We start from the raw sequence: 21,775 nt of genomic DNA on the forward strand, positions 1-21,775 counted from the left end.
GCGTAGGTGGCACCGATCACCCTTTCGTGTGCTTTTCACCAAAGACCTCAAGGGTCATGGAGGCACGACCGACAAAGGATTCGTGAGTACCCTTGCGCACACCATGATGACCGCCGCCCGCCATGCCGAATCCGGCCTCGCCGGCGCGGGCGAACTCGACCGCTACCCCTACGCGGAGGCCCCCGGGCCCGACCGTGTCGGAGCACCCCACTGGGACGGCCCCGACGTCGAGTTGAGCCGCGTGGGTCGCCGCGCGGCAGGCAGCCGCGGCCGCGGACTGCACGGCCAACTCGTCCAGCAGCTCGGCCAGATGATCGTCTCCGGCGACCTCGGCGCGGACCGCCCCCTGGTCCCCGAGGAGATCGGCCAGCGCTTCGAGGTCTCCCGCACGGTCGTCCGCGAATCGCTGCGGGTCCTCGAGGCCAAGGGCCTCGTCAGCGCCCGGCCCAACGTCGGCACGCGGGTCCGCCCCGTCGCCGACTGGAACCTCCTCGATCCCGACATCATCGAGTGGCGGGCCTTCGGGCCCCAGCGCGACGACCAGCGCCGCGAGCTCGGCGAGCTCCGCTGGACGATCGAGCCGCTCGCCGCCCGCCTCGCCGCCGGCCACGGCCGCCCGGACATCCAGCAGCGCCTGGCCGACATGGTCGAGATCATGGGCCACGCCCTCGGCCAGGGTGACTCGATCACCTTCGCGCGCGCGGACAACGAGTTCCACGCACTGCTCATCCAGGTCGCCGGGAACCGCATGCTGGAGCACCTCTCCGGCATCGTCTCCGCCGCCCTCCAGGTCTCCGGCAGCCCGATGACCTCCTGCGACCGCCCGAGCGAGACCTGCGTCGCGCACCATGCACGGATGGTCGAGGCCCTCGCGGCGGGCGACGCGACGGGCGCCGAGAACGCGATGCGCCAGCTCCTGACGGTTCATCCGGAGGTCGAGCGCGTGGTTCCCGCCCCGCGCGAGCACTGACGGGCGGGCGCGCGGGGGTGTACGACGCGTCGCCGGGCCCGGCCGGGCCCGGCGACACCGGCGCGCGGACCGCGTCCTTCTTCCGGAGCTCTCCGCGGCCGCCGCGGCCCTCCTGCGGCCGGGGGTGTGACCGTATGGCCGGCATCCGTACATACGGGGTGTGACTCGGGCCACGAAGATTGGGCGTAACGCTCCGCGAGGTCGCGCGATGACTTAAGAGGTGATGGCCGACGGAGGGAAGACAGCAGCCCTTGGGGGTGCTGTGCAGCTCCCCGGCCCCTGCCCGCGCCGCCGGCCCATCCCCGGTCGGTGGTCGTCGGCTCCGGTCCAGCACCACCAGGCCCGGGGTCGGAAGCCGTTCCCATCGTTCCGAGAGGTTGTTCGTGTCGGCCAGCACATCCCGTACGCTCCCGCCGGAGATCGCCGATTCCGAGTCTGTGATGGCGCTCATCGAGCGGGGCAAGGCCGAGGGGCAGATCGCCGGCGATGACGTGCGTCGGGCCTTCGAGGCTGACCAGATTCCTGCGACCCAGTGGAAGAATGTTCTGCGCAGCCTCAACCAGATCCTCGAGGAAGAGGGTGTGACGCTGATGGTCAGTGCCGCGGAGTCGCCCAAGCGCACCACCCGCAAGAGCGTCGCAGCGAAGAGCCCGGCCAAGCGGACGGCCACCGAACCCGTCAGGAAGACGACGGCCGGGACGACGGCGGCGCAGCCTGCGGCGCCCGCGGTCCCTGCGGCCGAGACGGTGGACCCGCAGGCACCGGACGCCCTCGCCGAGGAGTCGGCCGCGGAGCCCGTCGCCAAGAAGGCGGCGGCGAAGAAGACGGCCGCGAAGAAGGCCGCGCCCGCCAGGAAGACGGCCGCGAAGAAGACCGCGGCCAAGAAGACCGCGGCCAAGAAGGACGCGGACGACGCCGGCGAGGACGAGAACCCGGACGAGGGGCCCGACGCGGTCAAGGCCGAGGGCGACGAAGAGGACGAGGGCGGGGAGAACAAGGGCTTCGTCATCTCGGACGATGAGGACGACGCTCCGGCCCAGCAGGTCGTGGTCGCGGGCGCCACCGCCGACCCGGTCAAGGACTACCTCAAGCAGATCGGCAAGGTCCCCCTCCTCAACGCGGAGCAGGAGGTCGAGCTCGCCAAGCGGATCGAGGCCGGTCTGTTCGCCGAGGACAAGCTGGCGAACTCCGACAAGCTGGCACCCAAGCTCAAGCGCGAGCTGGAGATCATCGCCGAGGACGGCCGCCGCGCCAAGAACCACCTGCTGGAGGCCAACCTCCGCCTCGTGGTCTCCCTCGCCAAGCGCTACACCGGCCGCGGCATGCTGTTCCTGGACCTGATCCAGGAGGGCAACCTGGGTCTCATCCGCGCGGTCGAGAAGTTCGACTACACCAAGGGCTACAAGTTCTCCACCTACGCGACGTGGTGGATCCGGCAGGCCATCACGCGCGCCATGGCCGACCAGGCCCGCACCATCCGCATCCCCGTGCACATGGTCGAGGTCATCAACAAGCTCGCCCGCGTGCAGCGCCAGATGCTCCAGGACCTGGGCCGCGAGCCCACCCCGGAGGAGCTGGCCAAGGAACTCGACATGACCCCCGAGAAGGTCATCGAGGTCCAGAAGTACGGCCGCGAGCCGATCTCCCTGCACACGCCCCTCGGCGAGGACGGCGACAGCGAGTTCGGCGACCTCATCGAGGACTCCGAGGCCGTCGTCCCCGCCGACGCCGTGAGCTTCACCCTCCTGCAGGAGCAGCTGCACTCCGTGCTCGACACCCTGAGCGAGCGCGAGGCCGGCGTGGTCTCCATGCGCTTCGGCCTCACGGACGGGCAGCCCAAGACCCTCGACGAGATCGGCAAGGTCTACGGGGTCACGCGTGAGCGCATCCGCCAGATCGAGTCCAAGACGATGTCGAAGCTGCGCCACCCGTCCCGCTCCCAGGTGCTGCGCGACTACCTGGACTAGCAGGCGGGCGGCCTGGGCGGTGAAGGTGCCCAGGCCCGGGCGGTGCGGGCGCAGACGGTGGCCGCGCGGGTGCGCTCGGCCACCGGGCATCCCACTCTGGGTGGAGTCATGCACACTCGGAGTCAGGAGGCCTCATGCGTCGTCCCTTTGCCCGTGTCCTGGCGGGCGCGCTGACCCTGGCGGCAGGAGCGGCCGCGGCGCCGCTCGCCCAGATGCCTCAGGCGGCCGCGGACAGCGTGGTGATCGGCGGGAGGCCGGTGAAGGTGGCCGACAGCCCCTGGGTCGTGGCCCTGGCCAGCCGTGACCGGTTCGGAGGTACGCGGGACGGGCAGTTCTGCGGGGGTGTCGTCGTCGCTCCGACCAGGGTGGTCACCGCGGCGCACTGCCTGGGCCGACAGGTGCTCGGCGGACCCGTGGAGTCCGTCTCCGATTTCCGGGTGATCGCCGGCCGTACGGAGTTCCGGGCGGCCGACGGCCGGGAGATCGCGGTGCGTGGCGCGCGGGTGAACCCCGACTACGACCCGCAGAGCAACGCGGGAGACCTCGCCGTGCTGGAGCTGGCGGAGGCCGTCCCGGCCCACCACGTGCTCCCCATGGCGGAGGCGGGCCACCCCGCGTACGGGGCGGGCACCGAGGCGGACGTGTACGGCTGGGGGGACACGAGCGGCTTCGGTGACTACGCGTACGCCCTGCGGGCCGCGCGCGTGACGGTGCTGGCGGACGAGGTCTGCGGGCGCGCCTACCCCGGCGACGCGGACGGACAGTACCGGGCCGACTCCATGGTGTGCGCGGGGGACGGCGGGGGCGGCAAGGACGCCTGCCAGGGCGACAGCGGCGGGCCGCTGGTGGCGCAGGGCCGGCTCATCGGGCTGGTCTCGTGGGGCCGCGGCTGCGGGCGCGCCGACAGTCCCGGTGTGTACACGCGCATCGCCCCCCTGGCCGGCTTCGTGACGGCCCCGGAGAGGGCCGTACAGCCGAGCGGGGTCCAGGAAGCCGCATGGGGACCCCGGAGGAGCTCCGCGGCGCGCGCAGGGACCGTGCAGGGGCATCGTGCGGACCAGCAGGGGTCGGGCGGGGGCCTGGCCGGCCGGCCCGAGGCGCCCGCGCAGCTCCCGTAGCGCCGTCCTCACCGAGAGTGGGCGGCCGCGGATGTGAGGACGGGCGGCACCCCTGGGTCTCAGAGGTGCCGCCCGTCGACCGGCCTGGCCGGTCCTGGCTCGTCGGATGCGAGGTTCGGCCTGTGTGTCAGCGGTCCTCGGGTTCGGCGTGGGCAGCCGGAGCGGACGTGAGCCGCTCGGTCTCATCCTGTATTTCCGCGGCGATCTTCTTGAGTTCCGGCTCGAACTTGCGACCGTGGTGGGCGCAGAAGAGCAGTTCACCGCCGCTCAGCAGGACGACACGCAGATATGCCTGGGCGCCGCAACGGTCGCATCGGTCAGCGGCCGTCAGCGGGGTCGCGGGTGTCAGAACAGTAGTCACGTCGCCTCTTCTCTAGCTCGACGAGCTGTCGTACCAGGGTCAACATCCAACCAGGCCGAAAACGTTCCCGCTCGCGGCTTTTCCTCGAAACTTCCTTCCGAAGCTGGCCGGCTGTTGCCGGTTGGCGGCGAAGGAGCCGTATTGCGTTGCTTTACGGTTTCGCGTTGTCAGTCGTGCGCTTCTTGCAGTTCCATCCTCCCCGGCGTGAGTGCCAGGTTGTTCATGAGGACGTGCCCGAACCCTAAATGGTTCATGCGTGGAAGGGAACGTGATGTTTCCTTCACCCGCCCGGGGGATCGAACATCCGTGCGGATCTGGACTAGGCTGAGGAAAGCGCGAGGGTGGCGTTGCATCGGCTCTACCTGGCCTCGGTACCCTTCGACGGGCACCCGAGCCACCCCTGCGCCCGACAGGGCCAGAAAAGAAATTCAGCGAGGAGCGAACTGCGTGACCGCCGACACGTCCGTGCCTTCCAGCGCGCTGCTGTCCGGAGCAGACCGGGACGGTTCCAACTACACCGCGCGGCACCTGCTCGTCCTCGAAGGGCTGGAGGCCGTCCGCAAGCGTCCCGGCATGTATATCGGCTCGACCGACAGCCGGGGCCTCATGCACTGCCTGTGGGAGATCATCGACAATTCCGTCGACGAGGCCCTGGGCGGCTACTGCGACCACATCGAGGTGATCCTCCACGAGGACTCCTCCGTCGAGGTCAGGGACAACGGCCGCGGCATCCCCGTGGACGTCGAGCCCAAGACAGGGCTGTCCGGCGTGGAGGTCGTCATGACCAAGCTCCACGCGGGCGGAAAGTTCGGCGGCGGCTCGTACGCGGCCTCCGGCGGCCTGCACGGCGTCGGCGCCTCCGTGGTCAACGCCCTCTCCGCCCGCCTGGACGTGGAGGTCGACCGGGGCAGCTCCACGCACGCCATCAGCTTCCGCCGCGGCGTCCCCGGCATGTTCACCGAGCAGGGCCCCGACAGCCCCTTCGACCCGGCGAACGGCCTGCGCAAGGTCAAGCGCATCGCCAAGGGCAAGACCGGCACCCGGATCCGCTACTGGTCCGATCGCCAGATCTTCCTCAAGGACGCCCGCCTCAACCTGGAGACGCTCTACCAGCGCGCCCGCCAGACGGCCTTCCTGGTCCCCGGCCTGACCCTGGTCGTCCGGGACGAGCGGGCCATCGACGGGGCCGGCAAGACCGAGGAGACCTTCCGCTTCGACGGCGGCATCAGCGAGTTCTGCGAGTACCTCGCCCAGGACAAGGCCGCCTGCGACGTGCTGCGGCTGACCGGGTCGGGCACCTTCAAGGAGACCGTCCCCGTCCTCGACGACCGCGGCCACATGACCCCCACCGAGGTCACCCGCGAGCTCGGCGTGGACATCGCCCTGCGCTGGGGCACGGGCTACGAGACCAACGTCAAGTCCTTCGTCAACATCATCGCCACCCCCAAGGGCGGCACCCACGTCACCGGCTTCGAACGCTCCGTGACCAAGACCGTCAACGAGGTGCTGCGCTCGGCGAAGCTGCTGCGCGTCGCCGAGGACGACGTGGTCAAGGACGACGCGATGGAGGGCATGACGGCCGTCGTCACCGTCCGTCTCGCCGAACCCCAGTTCGAGGGGCAGACGAAGGAGGTCCTCGGCACCTCGGCCGCCACCCGGGTCGTCGCCGCCGTGGTCGCCAAGGAGCTCAAGGCCTTCCTGACCTCCACCAAGCGCGACGACAAGCAGCAGGCCCGCGCCGTGATGGAGAAGATCGTCGCGGCCGCCCGGACCCGGATCGCGGCCCGCCAGCACAAGGAGGCGCAGCGCCGCAAGACCGCGCTGGAGACCTCCTCCCTGCCCGCCAAGCTGGCCGACTGCCGCAGCGACGACGTGGACCGCAGCGAGCTCTTCATCGTCGAGGGCGACTCCGCCCTCGGTACGGCGAAGCTCGCCCGGAACTCCGAATTCCAGGCACTCCTGCCGATCCGCGGCAAGATCCTCAACGTCCAGAAGTCCTCCGTCTCGGACATGCTCAAGAACGCCGAGTGCGGGGCGATCATCCAGGTCATAGGGGCCGGGTCCGGCCGGACCTTCGACATCGACGCGGCCCGCTACGGCAAGATCGTGCTGCTCGTCGACGCCGATGTGGACGGCGCGCACATCCGCTGCCTGCTGCTCACGCTCTTCCAGCGGTACATGCGGCCGATGGTCGAGGCCGGCCGGGTCTTCGCAGCCGTCCCGCCGCTGCACCGGATCGAGCTGGTCCAGCCGAAGAAGGGCCAGGACAAGTACGTCTACACGTACTCGGACAACGAGCTGCGCCAGACCCTTCTGGAGTACCAGCGCAAGAACATCCGGTACAAGGACTCGATCCAGCGCTACAAGGGTCTCGGCGAGATGGACGCGGACCAGCTGGCGGAGACCACCATGGACCCCCGCTTCCGTACGCTGCGGAGGATCAACATCGGCGACCTGGACTCCGCCGAGCAGGTCTTCGACCTGCTCATGGGCAACGAGGTGGCCCCGCGCAAGGAGTTCATCACAAGCTCCGCGGCGACGCTGGACCGCTCGCGCATCGACGCCTGAGCGGAAGACACCGGTGGTTGGCGGCGTCCGAAAAACGGGCGCCGCCACGGCACACCGCCGCCCGTGGCTCCATCACCTGTTGGAGTGAAGAGCACCGGTACACCAGTCCGGAAACCGTCCATTCCGCACATCCTTGTGGGCACGCTGCCAATGCCGCAGCGGACAAGGAGAGTTCGGTGGACAAGCACGAAGGTCGTGATGCCGGAACGATCCGGTTGGACGACCCCTGGTACGACGCGCTGGCCGTCGGCTGGGGCGAGGGCGCGGAACCGTCACCGCCGAGGCCGGCCCCGACCGGCCGCCCGGCGCCCGGCGCATCCGACATCTACCTGGAAGTGCAGCGCAGCGCCGCCTTCCAGGAGGTCCGCAGCCGCTATCGCCGGTTCGTCGTCCCCGCGACCGCAGGGTTCCTCCTCTGGTACGTCGCCTACGTGGTCGCCGCCACGGCGGCGCCCGGTCTGATGGCCCGGCCCGTCCTGGGCGCGGTCAACGTGGCCATGCTGGCGGGGCTCGGCCAGTTCCTCAGCACCTTCCTGCTCACCTGGGCCTACGCCCGGCATGCGCGGCTGCGCCGGGACCGGGCCGCCCTGGACCTGCGCTGGACCGTCTTCGAGCAGGAGCGCGGCCAGGAGCGGAACCGGGCAAGGAGGGCAGGCCGGTGACCACCGAACACCAGCCGCTGGCGCTGATGCTGTTCAGCCTCTTCATCGCGGTGACCCTGGGCATCACCACCTGGGTCAGCCGCAACCGGCACGGTTCGGCCGAGGAGTTCTACGCCGGCGGGCGGCTCTTCTCCCCGATGGAGAACGGTTTCGCCATCGCGGGCGACTACATGTCCGCCGCCTCCTTCCTCGGCATCTCCGGTCTGATCGCCCTCTTCGGCTACGACGGCCTGCTCTACTCCGTGGGATTCCTCGTCGCCTGGCTGGTGGTGCTGTTCCTCGTCGCCGAACTGGTCCGCAACTGCGGGCGCTTCACCCTCGCCGACGTCGTCGCCGCCCGCATGAGCGAGCGTCCTGTGCGCATCGCCGCGGGCACCTCCTCGGTCGTGGTCTCCGTGCTCTACCTCGTCGCGCAGATGGTCGGGGCGGGCAGCCTGGTCGGGCTGCTGCTGGGGAACTCGAGCGCCGCGGCACGGACCCTCACCGTGATCGGGGTGGGCGCCCTGATGGTGGTGTACGTCTCCTTCGGCGGCATGCGGGCCACCACCTGGATCCAGATCGTCAAGGCCGTGCTGCTGATGGGCGGGGCGGTCACGCTGACCGTGCTCGTACTGCTGCGCTTCCACGGTGATTTCGACCGGCTGCTCACCAGTGCCGCCGAACGCAGCGGGCACGGACTGGCGTTCCTGAGTCCGGGACTGAAGTACGGCGGGGACTGGACCGCCCGCTTCGACTTCATCAGCCTCGGCCTCGCGCTGGTGCTGGGGACCGCCGGGCTGCCGCACATCCTGTCGCGCTTCTACACCGTGCCCACCGCCCGAGCGGCCCGCCGCTCCGTGGTGTGGGCCATCGGACTGATCGGCAGCTTCTACCTGATGACCATTGTCCTCGGCTTCGGTGCGGCGGCCCTGGTCGGACCGGACGAGGTCAGGGCCTCCAACGCCTCGGGGAACACGGCCGTCCCGCTGCTCGCGGCCTTCCTCGGCGGGGGCGCCGAAACCACCGGTGGCGCGGTGCTGTTCGCCTTCGTCGCCGCCATCGCCTTCGCCACCATCCTGGCCGTGGTGGCCGGAATCACCCTCGCCTCGTCGGCCTCCGTCGCCCACGACCTGTACGCCTCGCTCAAGCGCAGGCACGCCAGGCAGCGCAGCGAGGTCTCCGTCGCCCGGGCCGCCGCCGTGGGCATCGGGGCGGTGGCCATCGCCCTCGGGCTGCTCGCCCAGAACCTCAACGTGGCGTTCCTGGTGGGGCTGGCCTTCGCGGTGGCGGCCTCGGCCAACCTTCCGGTGCTGATGTACTCGCTCTTCTGGCGCGGTTTCACCACGAGCGGAGCCGTCTGGTCGGTGTACGGAGGCCTGGTCCCGGCGGTGCTGCTCGTGCTGGTCTCACCGGTGGTGTCGGGCAGCCCGGAGTCGCTGTTCCCAGGCGTGGACTTCCAGTTGTTCCCGCTGCAGAACCCGGGCATCGTCTCGATCCCGTTGGGCTTCCTGGCCGGCTGGCTGGGCACGGTCATCTCGGGCGAGGAACCGGACGAGGCGAAGCACGCGGAGACGGAGGTCCGCTCGCTGACCGGGGCCGGAGCGGTCTGAGGAGAACGACAGGACCGAGGGGCGGGACCGGAGAGGGCGGGACCGGAGGGGGCCGCAGGCGTCAGAGCGGCCCCTCCGACGGAAGCCAGGCGTAGCGGTGCTCCGGGCGGCCGGTCTCGCCGTAGCGCAGGGCCAGGGAGACGCGGCCGGAGCGTTCGAGGAGCTTCAGGTAACGCTGGGCGGTCTGGCGGCTGATGCCCGCACGGTCGGCGATGTGCTGGGTGGACAGGGGGCCTTCGGCGGAGCGCAGGACCCGGCGGACCAGCTCCGCCGTGGTGGGGGAGTGGCCCTTGGGGAGCTCGTTCACGCAAGCCGCTCCGGCGAGGGCGCCGAAGATCCGGTCCACCTCGGCCTGCTCGGCCTCACCGCCCGTGTCCAGGGCGCGGCGCAGCGAACCATACGCCTCCAGCCGGGTGCGCAGCCCGGCGAAGGTGAACGGTTTGACCAGGTACTGGAGGGCTCCGAGGCGCATGGCGGCCTGCACGGTGGCGAGGTCGCGGGCAGCGGTGACCATGATCACATCGGTTCCGTCGCCGCGCTGGCGCAGGCGGCGGACCAGGTCCAGGCCGCTGCCGTCGGGGAGGTAGTGGTCCAGGAGGACCAGGTCCACCGGGTGGGCGGAGAGGAAGTCCAGGGCCTTACCGGCCGAATGGGCCTGCGCGATCACCTGGAAACCGGGAACCTTCGCCACGTACGCCGCGTTGATCCGGGCAACACGCATGTCGTCGTCGACGACCAATACGTGGATCGGGGTCTCGTTCATCGCAGGGCCTCCGGAAGTACGACGGAGAATTCCGCCCCTCCGTCCGCTGCTTCACCGGCCCGAGCGCTGCCGCCCTGCCGCTCCGCGAGGCGGCGTACGAGGGCGAGGCCCAGCCCGCGCTCGCGGTGGGCCCGGGGCTGCTTGGTCGACCAGCCCTCCGTAAAGATCTCCTCGCGTCGCGCGGCGGGGACCCCGGGGCCGCTGTCGCGCACCCGCAGCACGGCGGTACGGCCCTCCGCCCGCAGCTCCACCTCGACCAGGGGCGCCGCTCCGCCGGCGGCGGCGTCCAGGGCGTTGTCCACCAGATTGCCGACGATCGTGACGAGCCCGCCCGGGTCGACCAGGCGGTCGGGGAGGAGGGTGGCGGCGGCCAGCCGCATGGGAATGCCGCGCTCGGCGGCGACGGTGGCCTTGCCCACGAGGAGGGCGGCCAGCAGCGGGTCGTGGACCTTCTCGGTGACCTGTTCGGCGGTCGTGCGGTGCACACCGACGACTTCCGTCACGAATTCCACCGCCTCCTCGTGCAGGCCCAGCTCCAGCAGGCCGAGGAGGGTGTGGAGGCGGTTGGCGTGTTCGTGGTCCTGGGCGCGCAGGGCTTCGATGAGACCACGGGTGGAGTCGAGTTCGCGGCTGAGGTGTTCCAGTTCGGTGCGGTCGCGGAGGGTGGCGACGGCGCCCCCGTCCGCGGTGGGCATGCGGTTGGCGACCAGGACCCTCGGGCCCTGGACGGTGAGCAGGTCCCGGCCCGTCACCCGGCCGGACAGTACGTCGGCGGTCCGGCCGGCGCCGAGGACGTCGTCCAGCGGTCGACCGCCGAAGGTGCCGGTGGTGTCCGGGGTGAGGCCCAGCAGGCGGGCGGCCTCGTCGTTGACCAGCCGGACCCGCCCGTCAGGGGCGAGCGCGATCACGCCTTCGCGGATGGAGTGCAGCATGGCCTCTCGCTCGGCGAGCAGGCCGGCTATGTCGGAGAAGGCCAGGTCACGGGTCTGGCGATGGATCCTGCGGGAGAGGAGATAGGCGGCGAGGGCGCCCGCGGCCAGGGCGCCGCCGGCGTAGGCGAGCAGGCCCGGTATGGCCCCGAGGAGGCGGTCGCGCACGCTGTCGTAGGCGATGCCGACCGAGACCGCCCCGACGATCTCGCCGTCGGCGGCGAGGAGCGGGACCTTGCCGCGGGCGGAGCGCCCCAGGGTGCCGTCGTCGATCTCCATGACCTCGCGGCCGGCCAGGGCGTCGCCCGGGTCGGTGGAGACGGGCAGTCCGATCCGGTCGGGGCTCGGGTGCGAGCGGCGGATGCCGTCCAGGTCGAGGACGACGACGTACTCGGCGCCCGTCGCCCGGCGGATCCGCTCGGCCGAGGCCTGCACCGGGCTGTCCGCGGACGGCCCGGAGTCCAGGAGCTCCGCGGCGATCGCGGGATCGGCTGCGGCGCTCTGCGCGATGGCCAGGGCTCGGCGCATGGCCTGATCGTCGAGCTGGGCGCTGAGGGGCGCGAGGAACAGCCCCGTGGCCAGGAGGACGACCCCGGCCGCGATGGCCAGCTGGGTGACCAGGATCTGCGAGACCGCCCGTCTGGGCAGCCCGAGGCGCCGAGCGCGCGTGAGGGGGATCCGCATGGGCAGCAACGGTAGGTCGGCCCCGGCACGAGCGGAACCTGTGCGCCCCGCTTGTCGGGTACCCCACTCCCGCCATGTCCGGGCCGTGTTCCACATATGACTGGGGGTGACGGCAACGGCGCTGCGGACGGACCGTTTCACCAGGCCCATCGCCGCGCCCGGGGCGATGCGCCTGGCGGGCGGGGAGGGTGCGGCCCCTCTTGGCGTCGCCCGAGGCGGTCGCGCAGGGATGCGGCGGCCCGCTGCGCCGCCCGGACAGGATCTACGGCATCGGCTGGGGCGGGCGCGGGCCGTGGTACTGGCCGCTCGGCCGCATCCGCAGCGGGCGCTCCTGGTACTCCTCCAGCGCGTGGGCGATCCAGCCGGCCGCACGGGCCACCGCGAAGACCGTCTCCCCGGCCTCGGCGGGCATGCCGCAGGAGACGGTCAGGACCGCCAACGCCAGGTCCACGTTGGCGTGCAGCCCGCCCTGACGGGCCGTCACCGCGGCCACCTCGCGGGCCGCCGCCAGAGCGGGGGCCGCTTGCTCCAGCCCTTCCAGCCGCGCGAACAGCGCCCCCGCCCGCGGATCCTCGCCCTGGTAGAGGCGGTGGCCCAGGCCCGGGACCCGGCGCCCCGCACGCAGGTACTCGGCGACCACCGGGGCGGCGCCGCCCTGCTCCAACACCTCCACCAGCATCCGGTGCGCGAGCCGCCCCGCCGCGCCGTGCAGCGGTCCTTCGAGCGCACCGAGCCCCGCCGACACGGCCGCGTACGGATGGGCCCGCGCCGACGCCGCCACCCGTACGGCCAGTGTGGAGGCGGCCAGGTCGTGGTCGACCAGCAGGGCGAGGGCCAGGTCCAGTACGGCGAGCGCGTCCGGGTCCGGCTCCCGCGGCGTCAGCCGGGACCACAGCTGCCGGGCGATCCGCCCGTCGCCGGCCCACCCGGTGCCCACCGCGGGCAGGGCGCCGACCAGCGTCGGGATCAGGCAGCGGGCGGAGCCGAGCACGGCTTCCTCGGACAGGTCGAAGCGCAGCGGATCCGCCACCGCGGCGGCGGCGACCGCCACCCGCAGCCGGTCGATCGGGCCGCTGTGCGCCGGCAGAGCGTCCACCGCCCGGCGGGCCGCCTCCAGCACCTGCGCGGGAGCGGTGAACCGGGCCCCGCGGGTGAGGGTCCCCGTCCAGAGCCACTCGGCGACCTCCTCGTAGCGGTACCGCGAGGCCAGGGCCACGGCGTCGACGCCCCGGAAGAAGAACCGGTCGGGTTCGATGAGGGTGAGCGCCGTGCGGACGGAGGGCTCACCGGCGGCGGGAGCCGCCGCCTCACGCCTGCTGCGCCGGGCCAGCGCCTCCACCTCGACCGGGTCGAAGGTGCTGCCCCGCCCTGCGGGATCGCGGCGGCTGGCGAGCTGGCCCCGGCTGACATAGGCGTACACCGTCGCCGGCTTCACGCCGAGTGCCCGCGCCGCCTCCCGCGTGCTGAGCCTGTGCCGTCCGCCGTCCGTCTGGTCACTCATGCCGAACACCCTACAGATGGATGCCAAGGTTGATTCAATCAATATTGACAGCGATTGAATCCATCGTGGATGGTCGCTGCATGAACACCACCGACAGCACCACCGAAGCACCGCGGGGCCTCGCGGGAGTCGTGGTCACCGAAACCGCGCTGGGCGACGTACGGGGCCGCGAGGGCTTCTACCACTACCGCCAGTACTCGGCCGTGGAGCTCGCCGCCGGCCGCAGCTTCGAGGACGTGTGGCACCTGATGTTCCGCGGCGCGCTCCCGGCGGACCCCGCCGAGCGGGCCGCCTTCGCCGCCGAGACCGCCGCGCTGCGCCGACTCCCCGCGGAGGTGCGGGCGGTCCTGCCGGACCTGGCCCGCGCCACCAGGCTCTCCGGCCCCCTCGCCGGCCTGCGCACCGCGCTCTCGCTGCTCGGCGCCTCGGCCGGCTTCCGTCCGGTGTACGACCTCACCCCCGAACGCCGGGCCTCGGACGCGCTGGCGGCCTGCGCCGCGGTGCCGACCCTGCTGACCGCCCTGCACCGGCTGGGCCAGGGCCTGGAGCCGGTCGAGCCGCGCGAGGACCTTCCGTACGCGGCCAACTACCTCTACATGCTGACCGGCGAGGAACCCGATCACGCCCGGGCCCGGGCGGTCGAGCGGTACCTGATATCCACCGTCGACCACGGCTTCAACGCCTCGACGTTCACCGCCCGGGTGATCGCCTCCACCGGCGCCGACGTCGCCGCCTGCCTGACCGGGGCCATCGGCGCACTCTCCGGGCCGCTGCACGGCGGCGCCCCCAGCCGCGCCCTGGACACCCTCGACGCGATCGGCACCGTGGACCGGATCGGGCCGTGGATCCGCGAACGCGTCCTCGCCGGCGACCGGATCATGGGCTTCGGACATCCCGTCTACCGCACCGAGGACCCCCGCTCCCGCATGCTGCGCGAGATCGCCCTCGGCTTCGGCGGCCCCCTCGTGGACTTCGCGGTGGAGGTCGAACGGCAGGTCGAGGAGATCCTCGCCGAACTCAAGCCCGGCCGGGAACTGCACACCAACGTGGAGTTCTACGCGGGCGTGGTCATGGAGCTGTGCGGGCTGCCGCGCGAGATGTTCACCCCGACCTTCTGCGCGGCACGGGTCGTCGGGTGGAGCGCGAACATCCTGGAACAGGCCACCGATTCCAAGATCATCCGACCGGCTGCCCGGTACACCGGACCCACCCCGCCACAGCCGGTGCCGCTGCTGCACTGACCGGGCCTGGCTACGATCGACCGGGTGAACAGCAGGCAGCCCATTCCCGTCGTCGTCCTCGCCGGATTCCTCGGATCCGGGAAGACCACCGTGCTGAACCACCTCCTCGCCAGCCGCGGGGGCACCCGCATCGGCGTCGTCGTCAACGACTTCGGCTCCATCGAGATCGACGCGATGTCGGTGGCAGGGCAGGTCGGGGACTCCATGGTCTCCCTCGGCGGAGGCTGCCTGTGCTGCGCCGTCGACGGCAGCGAGCTGGACGCGTACCTGGAGAAGCTCTCCGCGCCCGCCCACAGGATCGACGTGATCGTCATCGAGGCGAGCGGCCTGGCCGAGCCCCAGGAGATGATCCGCATGCTGGTGGCCAACGAGAACCCCGCCGTCCGGTACGGCGGCATGGTGGAGGTCGTGGACGCCGCGGAATTCGACGCCACCCGGGCCCGCCACCCCGAGACCGACCGCCATCTCGCCGTCGCGGACCTGGTGGTCCTCAACAAGACCGACCGGGTCGACGCGGGCGAACGGGCCAGGATCGAGAAGGAACTCGCCGCGCTCTGCGCACCGGGCACCCCGGTCGTCGGCGCCGACCACGGCCGTATCGACCCGGAACTGCTCTTCGACCGCCGGCCCTGGACCGAGACCCGGGGGCAGCTGTCCTTCGAGGACCTGCTCGCCGAGGCCGGCGGCCACGACCGGTGCACCCACGCGCACGCCGCCTACGAGAGCACGGAGTTCAGCTCGGAGCAGGCCCTCTCCCCGCGCCGGTTCATGGACTTCCTCGACCGGCGCCCGGCCGGCCTCTACCGGATCAAGGGCTTCGTCTGGTTCGGGGTCCCCGGACACGAGGAGCGCTACGAGATCCAGGCGGTCGGCCGGTTCCTCCGCTTCGACCCGCAGCCCTGGAGGCGGGGCGAGCCGCGACTGACGCAGCTGGTCCTGATCGGCTCGGGCACCGATGGCGAGGGCCTGCTGAGGGAGTTGGAGGCCTGCCGTGAAGAGGCCCCGCAGGACGCGAATCCCGAGAGCATGTGGGGCGTGCTGCGCTACGTGGACCGGCCCGCGGAGGACGGGGGCGACGCCCGCGAGCCGGACACCTCCGAGGCGCCCCCGACGGATTGATCGCGCAGCGCCGAGCGGCCCCTACCTGCCGTCGGAGAAGGCGTGGACGCCCCACCAGCCGGAGGCATCGTGGTACAGGCCCCCGCCGACCTCGGTGAACTCCGCACTGACCTGGCCCTTGTAGTGGCCTGGGCTGTGGCGCCACATCGACTGGAACTTCTCGGCGGCTTCCTGCGCGGTCATCGAGGCGTCGCTCCACCACACGATGTTCTCGCCCGTCCAGGTGCGCGAGCCGGTGTTCAGGTAGGCGCGCTCCTCGTCGGAGGAGTGGCCGAATCCGTTCTTCCTCATGTGCTCGGCCCACCTGCGCGCGAAGTCGCTGAGGTCCTGCTTGAGGACGAGGGGAGGCCTGCCGACGGTGGCCCGTTCGCCGTTCAGCAGCTGCAGGGACAGCGTCTGGGCCGTCTGCACGTCATTCGTGGAGGTGCGCGCGCCGGGCACCTTCGGGTCCGGCCCCACAGGACCGCTGCCCGAAGGACCGCGGGTCGGCTGCGCGGGCCGGTCGTTCTTCGCGGACGGCCGGGACGAGGGCTCGGCCGAGGCCGAGGCCGCGGCATGCGAGGGGGCGGCCGTCGCACTCGGACTCGGCGTCGCCTCGGGCCCGGCGCTCCCTTCCGTCGCACCCGGCCCGACGGCGGGTGAGGCCGGGCCGGTCGGCGGGCCGCCCGCGGAGCCCGGGCCGTCCGCGGTGTGCGCGCCCCCGGCACCGGGGGACGAGGACGAAGCGGTCGCCGAGGTGCGCGCGGGAGCCTCGCCGGATACGAGGATGTACGCACTCCCGGCTCCGGTCAGCAGGACCACGGTCGCGACCACTGCCGGCACGGACACCGTCCTGCGGGTACGGCGGCGGCCACCGGCCACCCGGCCGGCGTGGCGCGGCCCGGAAGGCCGGCCCGGCCCCGCCCTGTCCACGTCCTGCCCGTACCTGTCGTCGCGCAACTGCATCGCATCTCCTCCGAGGTGTGACGGCCCGTCCGGCCTGACACAGGAGGAGACCTGGGGGAGCGGCGGCGATAACGCTTTCTTCGTGTGATCCGCGTGATCTGTGTGGTCCGCGTAAGCCGGCCCGATCCGCGCCTACCCGGCGGCGGCCGCCCGGTCGGAGCCGTCCGCGTACGCCGCCTCGCCGGTGAGGCATGCGTGACACAGGCAGCGGTCCGGATGCGCACTCCCCGGCGCCGTCGCGGCGCGGTACCGGCGGGCGTACTCCTCCAGCGTCGCGGCGGCGTCCACCGCGTAGTCCGCCGTGGTGAAGCCGTGCGCGTACCGATGCTCGCGCAGCCGTTCCAGGACGCGCGGCGTATGGACGAGCTTCGGCCGGAAGCCGTACAGGTGGCGCGTCGCCGTATCGATGACGATCCACCGGCCGGTGTGCCGTTCCCGCCCCGCCGCCGTGACCCGGTGGCCCCCCGGACCCCAGTACACCTTCGCCACGTACACCTTCGCCCCGCCCTTGAAGAACTTCGTCCCAGGACGCAGTTCCTGGCCGCCGACTCCGCAACGACGCCAGGCCACGACGTTCGCGGCGACCACCCAGACCGGCTCCGGCGACCGGACGCCGGACTCGTCCACCTGCTCCACCTATCTCCCCCTAAGCGACCTCGACGCCGTACTCCCGCAGGAGGTCCTCCAGACCGCCGCGGTAGCCCTTGCCGCCGATCACGAAGTCCCAGTCGCCGTTCGGCCTGCGCCGGAACGAGCCGAGGACCAGCGCGGTTTCGCCCGCCCGGCCGTCGGAGACCTCCAGCTGCCCGGCCTCCGCGCCCGCCGCGTCCAGGAGCCGGATCCGGGCGTCGGTGAAACCGGCCAGGTCGCCATGCGGATCGGCTTCCGGGTCCACGGCGGCCACGAGCACCAGCCGGTCGGCCTCGCGCGGCAGGGAGTCGAAGGAGACCTCCAGCGCCGCCTTGTCCGGCGCCGCGTGCGCCCGGGCCCGTACCGCGCCGTCCGGGGTGCGCGGGTTGTTGAAGAACACGAAGTGGTCCTCGCTGAGCACCCGGTTGCCCGCGCAGACCAGGGCGCACACGTCCAGCGCGACCCGGCCCGACCAGGTCATGCCGAGCACGTTGTGGTCGTCCGGCGGCGCGGGTTGCGCAGCGCGCTGCGCGGGGACCGGGCCCGCCGGGCCGCCGCCGAGGCGGCCGCGCAGCCCGTACTGGTGCAGGAGCTCCACCAGCTTCTCCCCGGGAACCAACTCCAGCGGCTTGCCGTTGGAGAAGGTGTACGACGTCGGCCCGAAGGACGAGGTGGTGACCAGCACCCCCTTGTTCGCGCCCTTGTCCTGGACCGTGCCGTACAGGTCCCGTACCGCGGTGGGCGGCACGGTGTTGCGGTAGCGCTTGACCTGGACCACGATCCGGCCGCCGGTGATCGGGGAAGGGTCGTTCGCCTCGATGTCGACGCCGCCGTCGCCGGACCGCTGCGTGGTCACCGCCTCCATGCCCATCGCCCGGAAGAGCTCCGCCACCAGGTTCTCGAAGGCGATCGGGTCCATGGCGAAGAGGTCCGGCTCGTCCTCCTCGCCGCCCGTGTGCCCGCCGTGGCTGACGACTCCGCCGCCGACCTCGTCGGGCCTGCGCCCGGCGCGTACGGCCGTCAGCTGGTCGGGCCGCGCCGACAGCTGCCCGCGCAACCCCTCCACCAGGCAGTCGACCGCGCTGACCTGCTCCAGCCGAAGCCCCGCGAAGGCGGAGCGGGCCGCCGCCACGGAAGCGAGCACGATCTGCGCCTCCTGCCCCGTCACCGGATCGTGGTCGTCCACGAAGCCGTTGACCACGACGGACTCGAGCGCGCCGAACTCGTCCGCGGCGTACAGCTCGCGCGCCACCAGCAGCAGGCACTGGGCCAGCAGGTCCCGGTACAGCGCGCGCCGCTGTGTGGCGGGGCGAGCCGTCTCCTTGTCCTGGTCCGTACTCGGCATGTACCGCACCGACTTGGCCTCGGGAACCACCTGGAATCCCGGCAGCTGCCAGTCCAGCACCAGCTCGCGCGCGCCCGGATCATAGGCGGCGGCCAGCTGCCTGGGCAGTGCCTCGGGCCAGGCGGTGGAGGCGTAGAGGGCGGCCGAGAAGTACTCCACGGCGGCATCGGCGTCACCCGCGCGCAGCGCCCTGGCCAGCTCGGCGAGACCGTTGTTGTGCTCCCGGATCCCGGCGAGCTGCTGCGCCGCCCACTGGTCGTACTGCTGCCGGTACGCCGCCAGTTGCTGCTGCCGCTGCATCTCGGCGGCATGCGCCGCCTGCCAGGCCTGGGTGTAGCGGGCGTGGGCCTCGCGCTCCGCCTGCGCCCGGCGGTTCGGGCCGAGGGCCCAGCCGCTGCTCTGCTGCTGGAACTGCTCAAGGCGCGGCATGGGCAGCGGATGGGCGAGATTCCCCGGGGCGAAGGGCTCCAGCTGCTCCGGCCTGACCAGTGCGGCGGTACGGAACGCCGGTGCCCGGCAGCCCGCGGCCAGCAGCCCCTGGAGCGCGGAGACCTCCGCCTCGATGCGCTCCGTACGCCGTCGTGCCTCGGCCTCGCGATGCTGCCGGTAGGCGGCCTGCTGCTCGCGCTGCCCCCGGGCCGCCTCGCGTTCGTACGCGCGTTGTCGGCGTTCCGCCTCGCGGTGCTGGATCTGCTGCGTCTGCTGCATGCGGCGCTGGGCCTCGGCCCAGTCCCCGATCAATCCGCCCGACCGACGACTCATCAGCTCTGTGTTCTCCCGCCCCACCCGACAGTGCCAAGAGGGAAAACACTAGTCGCCATTCGGGTGGTACGTCCCCCGGACGTACCACCCGAATGGTCTGGAACCCCTACAGTGCGGGTCCCGCCAGCGTCGCCACGGCCGCCGGCAGGGCCGCACCCGAGCCGTCCCGGCGCGGGTCCGGGGCCGGCAGGGCGGCAGGAGCGCCGTTCGCCGCCGCCGCGCGGGCGGGGGCGCCGCCGGCCCAGGCCAGCACCAGCAGGTCCTCGCCCTTCAGGAACCGCTGGCAGCGCACGCCGCCGGTGGCCCGGCCCTTGCGCGGGTACTGGTCGAACGGGGTCAGCTTCCCGGACAGCACCGAGTCGTCCAGGGTCCCGTGCGAGCCGGCCACCGTGAACACCACCGCGTCCCGGCCCGGGTCGACGGCCGAGAAGTGGATCACCTTGGCGTTCTCGGAGAGCTTGATCCCCGCCATGCCGCCCGCCGGACGGCCCTGCGGGCGCACCTGGGACGCCGGGTAGCGCAGCAGCTGGGCGTCGTCGGTGATGAAGACCAGGTCCTCCTCGCCCGTGCGCAGCTCGACCGCGCCGACGATCCGGTCGCCGTCCTTGAGGGTGATGACCTCCAGCTCGTCCTTGTTCGCCGGGTAGTCCGGGACGACTCGCTTGACCACGCCCTGCTCGGTGCCGAGCGCCAGCCCCTGGGAGGACTCGTCCAGCGAGGTCAGGCAGACCACCTTCTCGTCCGCCTCCAGCCCGGAGAGGAACTCCGAGACCGGCGCGCCGCCCGCGAGGTTCGGCGCTGCGTGCGTGTCCGGCAGCTGCGGCAGGTCGATCACCGACAGCCGCAGCAGCCGGCCAGCGGAGGTGACCACGCCGACGTCGGCCCGCGCGGTCGCCGCGACCTGCGAGACGATCAGGTCGTGCTTGGCCCGGGCGCCGCCCTCGTCCTGCGGCAGCGGCTCGCCGTTCGCCGTACGGGCCAGCAGGCCCGTCGAGGACAGCAGCACCCGGCACGGGTCGTCCGCGACCTCCAGCGGAACGGCGGCCACCGCGGTGCCCGCCGACTCCAGCAGGACCGTGCGGCGCTCGGTGCCGAACTTCTTGGCGACGGCGGCCAGTTCCGCGGAGACCAGCTTGCGCAGCTCGTTGTCGGACTCCAGGATCCCGGTGAGCTCGTCGATCTCGCCCGTCAGCCGGTCGCGCTCCGACTCCAGCTCCAGGCGGTCGAACTTGGTGAGCCGGCGCAGCGGGGTGTCCAGGATGTACTGGGTCTGGGTCTCGCTGAGCGAGAACCGCTCGATGAGCCGGGCCTTGGCCTGGGCGGAGTTCTCGCTGTCGCGGATCAGCCGGATGACCTCGTCGATGTCGACGAGGGCCACGAGCAGGCCCTCGACGAGGTGCAGCCGGTCCCGGCGCTTGGTGCGGCGGAACTCGCTGCGCCGCCGGACGACCTCGAAGCGGTGGTCGAGGTAGACCTCCAGCAGTTCCTTGAGGCCGAGGGTGAGCGGCTGGCCGTCCACCAGCGCCACGTTGTTGATGCCGAAGGACTCCTCCATCGGCGTCAGCTTGTACAGCTGCTCCAGCACGGCCTCCGGGTGGAAGCCGTTCTTGATCTCGATGACCAGGCGCAGGCCGTGGGCGCGGTCGGTGAGGTCCTTGACGTCGGCGATGCCCTGGAGCTTCTTCGAGCCGACCAGGTCCTTGATCTTCGCGATGACCTTCTCGGGGCCGACCGTGAAGGGAAGTTCGGTGACGACCAGGCCCTTGCGGCGGGCCGTCACGTTCTCCACGGCCACCGTCGCGCGGATCTTGAAGGAGCCGCGGCCGTTCTCGTAGGCGTCCTTGATGCCCGAGAGGCCGACGATCCGGCCGCCCGTGGGCAGGTCGGGACCCGGGACGAAGCGCATCAGCGCCTCCAGGTCCGCGTGCGGGTGGCGGATCAGGTGGCGGGCGGCGGCGATGACCTCGCCGAGGTTGTGCGGGGGCATGTTGGTCGCCATGCCGACCGCGATCCCGGACGCGCCGTTGACCAGCAGGTTCGGGTAGGCGGCGGGGAGCGCGACCGGCTCCTTCTCCTGGCCGTCGTAGTTGGCGGTGAAGTCGACGGTGTCCTCGTCGATCGACTCCGTCATCAGTGACGTGGCGTCGGCCATCCGGCACTCGGTGTAGCGCATCGCGGCCGGCGGGTCGTCGTTGCCGAGCGAACCGAAGTTGCCGTGGCCGTCCACCAGCGGCAGCCGCATCGAGAAGGGCTGCGCCATGCGCACCAGGGCGTCGTAGATCGAGGCGTCGCCGTGGGGGTGGAGCTTGCCCATCACCTCGCCGACGACGCGGGCGCACTTGACGTACCCGCGGTCGGGACGCAGCCCCATCTCGTTCATCTGGTACACGATGCGGCGGTGCACCGGCTTCATGCCGTCCCGCGCGTCGGGCAGGGCACGGGAGTAGATCACCGAGTACGCGTACTCGAGGAAGGAGCCCTGCATTTCGTCGACGACGTCGATGTCGAGGATCTTCTCCTCGAAATCCTCCGGCGGCGGGGTCTTCGTGCTGCGGCGGGCCATCGCTGCGCGGCTCCTTAACCAAGAATGGGATGTGCTGGGTGTCTGGCTGGTCTGGCGG

16 protein-coding genes are annotated in these 21,775 nt (G+C 71.9%); 8 read left to right on the forward strand and 8 right to left on the reverse strand.

From position 1 onward, the window contains the following. Positions 1-28: 28 nt before the first annotated feature. From AVW11_RS05675 to AVW11_RS05685, 3 genes are all read left to right on the forward strand, one after another. Complete coding sequence (locus AVW11_RS05675) at positions 29-970, forward strand: FadR/GntR family transcriptional regulator (protein ID WP_276209049.1); 942 nt, start codon at positions 29-31, stop codon at positions 968-970. A 383-nt stretch (positions 971-1,353) separates the two neighbouring features. Beyond that, positions 1,354-2,937 carry an RNA polymerase sigma factor gene (locus AVW11_RS05680; RefSeq protein WP_030838175.1) on the forward strand — a complete coding sequence of 528 codons (1,584 nt, stop codon included), beginning with the start codon at positions 1,354-1,356 and terminating at the stop codon, positions 2,935-2,937. 134 nt (positions 2,938-3,071) lie between these two features. Then, complete coding sequence (locus tag AVW11_RS05685) at positions 3,072-4,055, forward strand: S1 family peptidase (protein ID WP_079250524.1); 984 nt, start codon at positions 3,072-3,074, stop codon at positions 4,053-4,055. A gap of 127 nt (positions 4,056-4,182) precedes the next feature. On the opposite strand, the gene AVW11_RS05690 is transcribed toward AVW11_RS05685, so the two are convergent. Beyond that, positions 4,183-4,416 carry a DUF7455 domain-containing protein gene (locus AVW11_RS05690; protein WP_030028922.1) on the reverse strand — a complete coding sequence of 78 codons (234 nt, stop codon included), beginning with the start codon at positions 4,414-4,416 and terminating at the stop codon, positions 4,183-4,185. A 447-nt stretch (positions 4,417-4,863) separates the two neighbouring features. Between AVW11_RS05690 and AVW11_RS05695 the strand changes: the two genes are divergently transcribed. The 3 genes from AVW11_RS05695 to AVW11_RS05705 all read left to right on the forward strand — a co-directional run bounded on the left by AVW11_RS05695 (position 4,864) and on the right by AVW11_RS05705 (position 9,235). Beyond that, the gene (locus AVW11_RS05695; RefSeq protein WP_030838180.1) at positions 4,864-6,984 is read left to right on the forward strand and encodes a DNA gyrase/topoisomerase IV subunit B; all 2,121 of its coding nucleotides are present in this window, start codon (positions 4,864-4,866) and stop codon (positions 6,982-6,984) included. 176 nt (positions 6,985-7,160) lie between these two features. Further along, positions 7,161-7,646 (forward strand): DUF485 domain-containing protein, encoded by a 486-nt coding sequence (locus AVW11_RS05700; RefSeq protein ID WP_051699394.1) that lies wholly within the window; start codon positions 7,161-7,163, stop codon positions 7,644-7,646. Continuing rightward, positions 7,643-9,235 carry a solute symporter family protein gene (locus AVW11_RS05705; protein WP_076043417.1) on the forward strand — a complete coding sequence of 531 codons (1,593 nt, stop codon included), beginning with the start codon at positions 7,643-7,645 and terminating at the stop codon, positions 9,233-9,235. Before AVW11_RS05700 ends, AVW11_RS05705 begins: the two co-directional genes overlap by 4 nt. A gap of 61 nt (positions 9,236-9,296) precedes the next feature. Here AVW11_RS05705 and AVW11_RS05710 read toward each other — a convergent pair whose 3' ends face one another. From AVW11_RS05710 to AVW11_RS05720, 3 genes are all read right to left on the reverse strand, one after another. Continuing rightward, a complete protein-coding gene (locus AVW11_RS05710) occupies positions 9,297-9,998 on the reverse strand; it encodes a DUF7342 family protein (RefSeq protein ID WP_079250525.1) in 702 nt (233 codons plus the stop codon). Further along, positions 9,995-11,611 carry a sensor histidine kinase gene (locus AVW11_RS05715; RefSeq protein WP_076043419.1) on the reverse strand — a complete coding sequence of 539 codons (1,617 nt, stop codon included), beginning with the start codon at positions 11,609-11,611 and terminating at the stop codon, positions 9,995-9,997. Before AVW11_RS05715 ends, AVW11_RS05710 begins: the two co-directional genes overlap by 4 nt. A 262-nt stretch (positions 11,612-11,873) precedes the next feature. Then, positions 11,874-13,112 (reverse strand): citrate synthase, encoded by a 1,239-nt coding sequence (locus AVW11_RS05720; RefSeq protein ID WP_076043448.1) that lies wholly within the window; start codon positions 13,110-13,112, stop codon positions 11,874-11,876. Between the two features lie 80 nt (positions 13,113-13,192). Between AVW11_RS05720 and AVW11_RS05725 the strand changes: the two genes are divergently transcribed. Together AVW11_RS05725 and AVW11_RS05730 are read left to right on the forward strand one after the other, a co-directional pair. Continuing rightward, positions 13,193-14,353 carry a citrate synthase gene (locus AVW11_RS05725; RefSeq protein WP_076043420.1) on the forward strand — a complete coding sequence of 387 codons (1,161 nt, stop codon included), beginning with the start codon at positions 13,193-13,195 and terminating at the stop codon, positions 14,351-14,353. Between the two features lie 24 nt (positions 14,354-14,377). Then, complete coding sequence (locus AVW11_RS05730; RefSeq protein ID WP_076043421.1) at positions 14,378-15,472, forward strand: CobW family GTP-binding protein; 1,095 nt, start codon at positions 14,378-14,380, stop codon at positions 15,470-15,472. A gap of 21 nt (positions 15,473-15,493) precedes the next feature. Here AVW11_RS05730 and AVW11_RS35655 read toward each other — a convergent pair whose 3' ends face one another. From AVW11_RS35655 to AVW11_RS05755, 4 genes are all read right to left on the reverse strand, one after another. After that, complete coding sequence (locus AVW11_RS35655) at positions 15,494-16,417, reverse strand: CAP domain-containing protein (RefSeq protein ID WP_079250526.1); 924 nt, start codon at positions 16,415-16,417, stop codon at positions 15,494-15,496. Between the two features lie 132 nt (positions 16,418-16,549). Further along, positions 16,550-17,044 carry a hypothetical protein gene (locus AVW11_RS05745; RefSeq protein WP_076043449.1) on the reverse strand — a complete coding sequence of 165 codons (495 nt, stop codon included), beginning with the start codon at positions 17,042-17,044 and terminating at the stop codon, positions 16,550-16,552. Positions 17,045-17,063: 19 nt separating this feature from the next. Continuing rightward, positions 17,064-19,154, reverse strand: coding sequence for a restriction endonuclease (locus AVW11_RS05750; protein WP_206281883.1), 2,091 nt, complete (start codon positions 19,152-19,154; stop codon positions 17,064-17,066). 106 nt (positions 19,155-19,260) lie between these two features. Then, a complete protein-coding gene (locus AVW11_RS05755; RefSeq protein ID WP_060177901.1) occupies positions 19,261-21,717 on the reverse strand; it encodes a DNA gyrase/topoisomerase IV subunit A in 2,457 nt (818 codons plus the stop codon). Positions 21,718-21,775: the final 58 nt, after the last annotated feature.

It is taken from the genome of Streptomyces amritsarensis (genome assembly GCF_001953875.1).
Lineage (GTDB): Bacteria > Actinomycetota > Actinomycetes > Streptomycetales > Streptomycetaceae > Streptomyces > Streptomyces amritsarensis.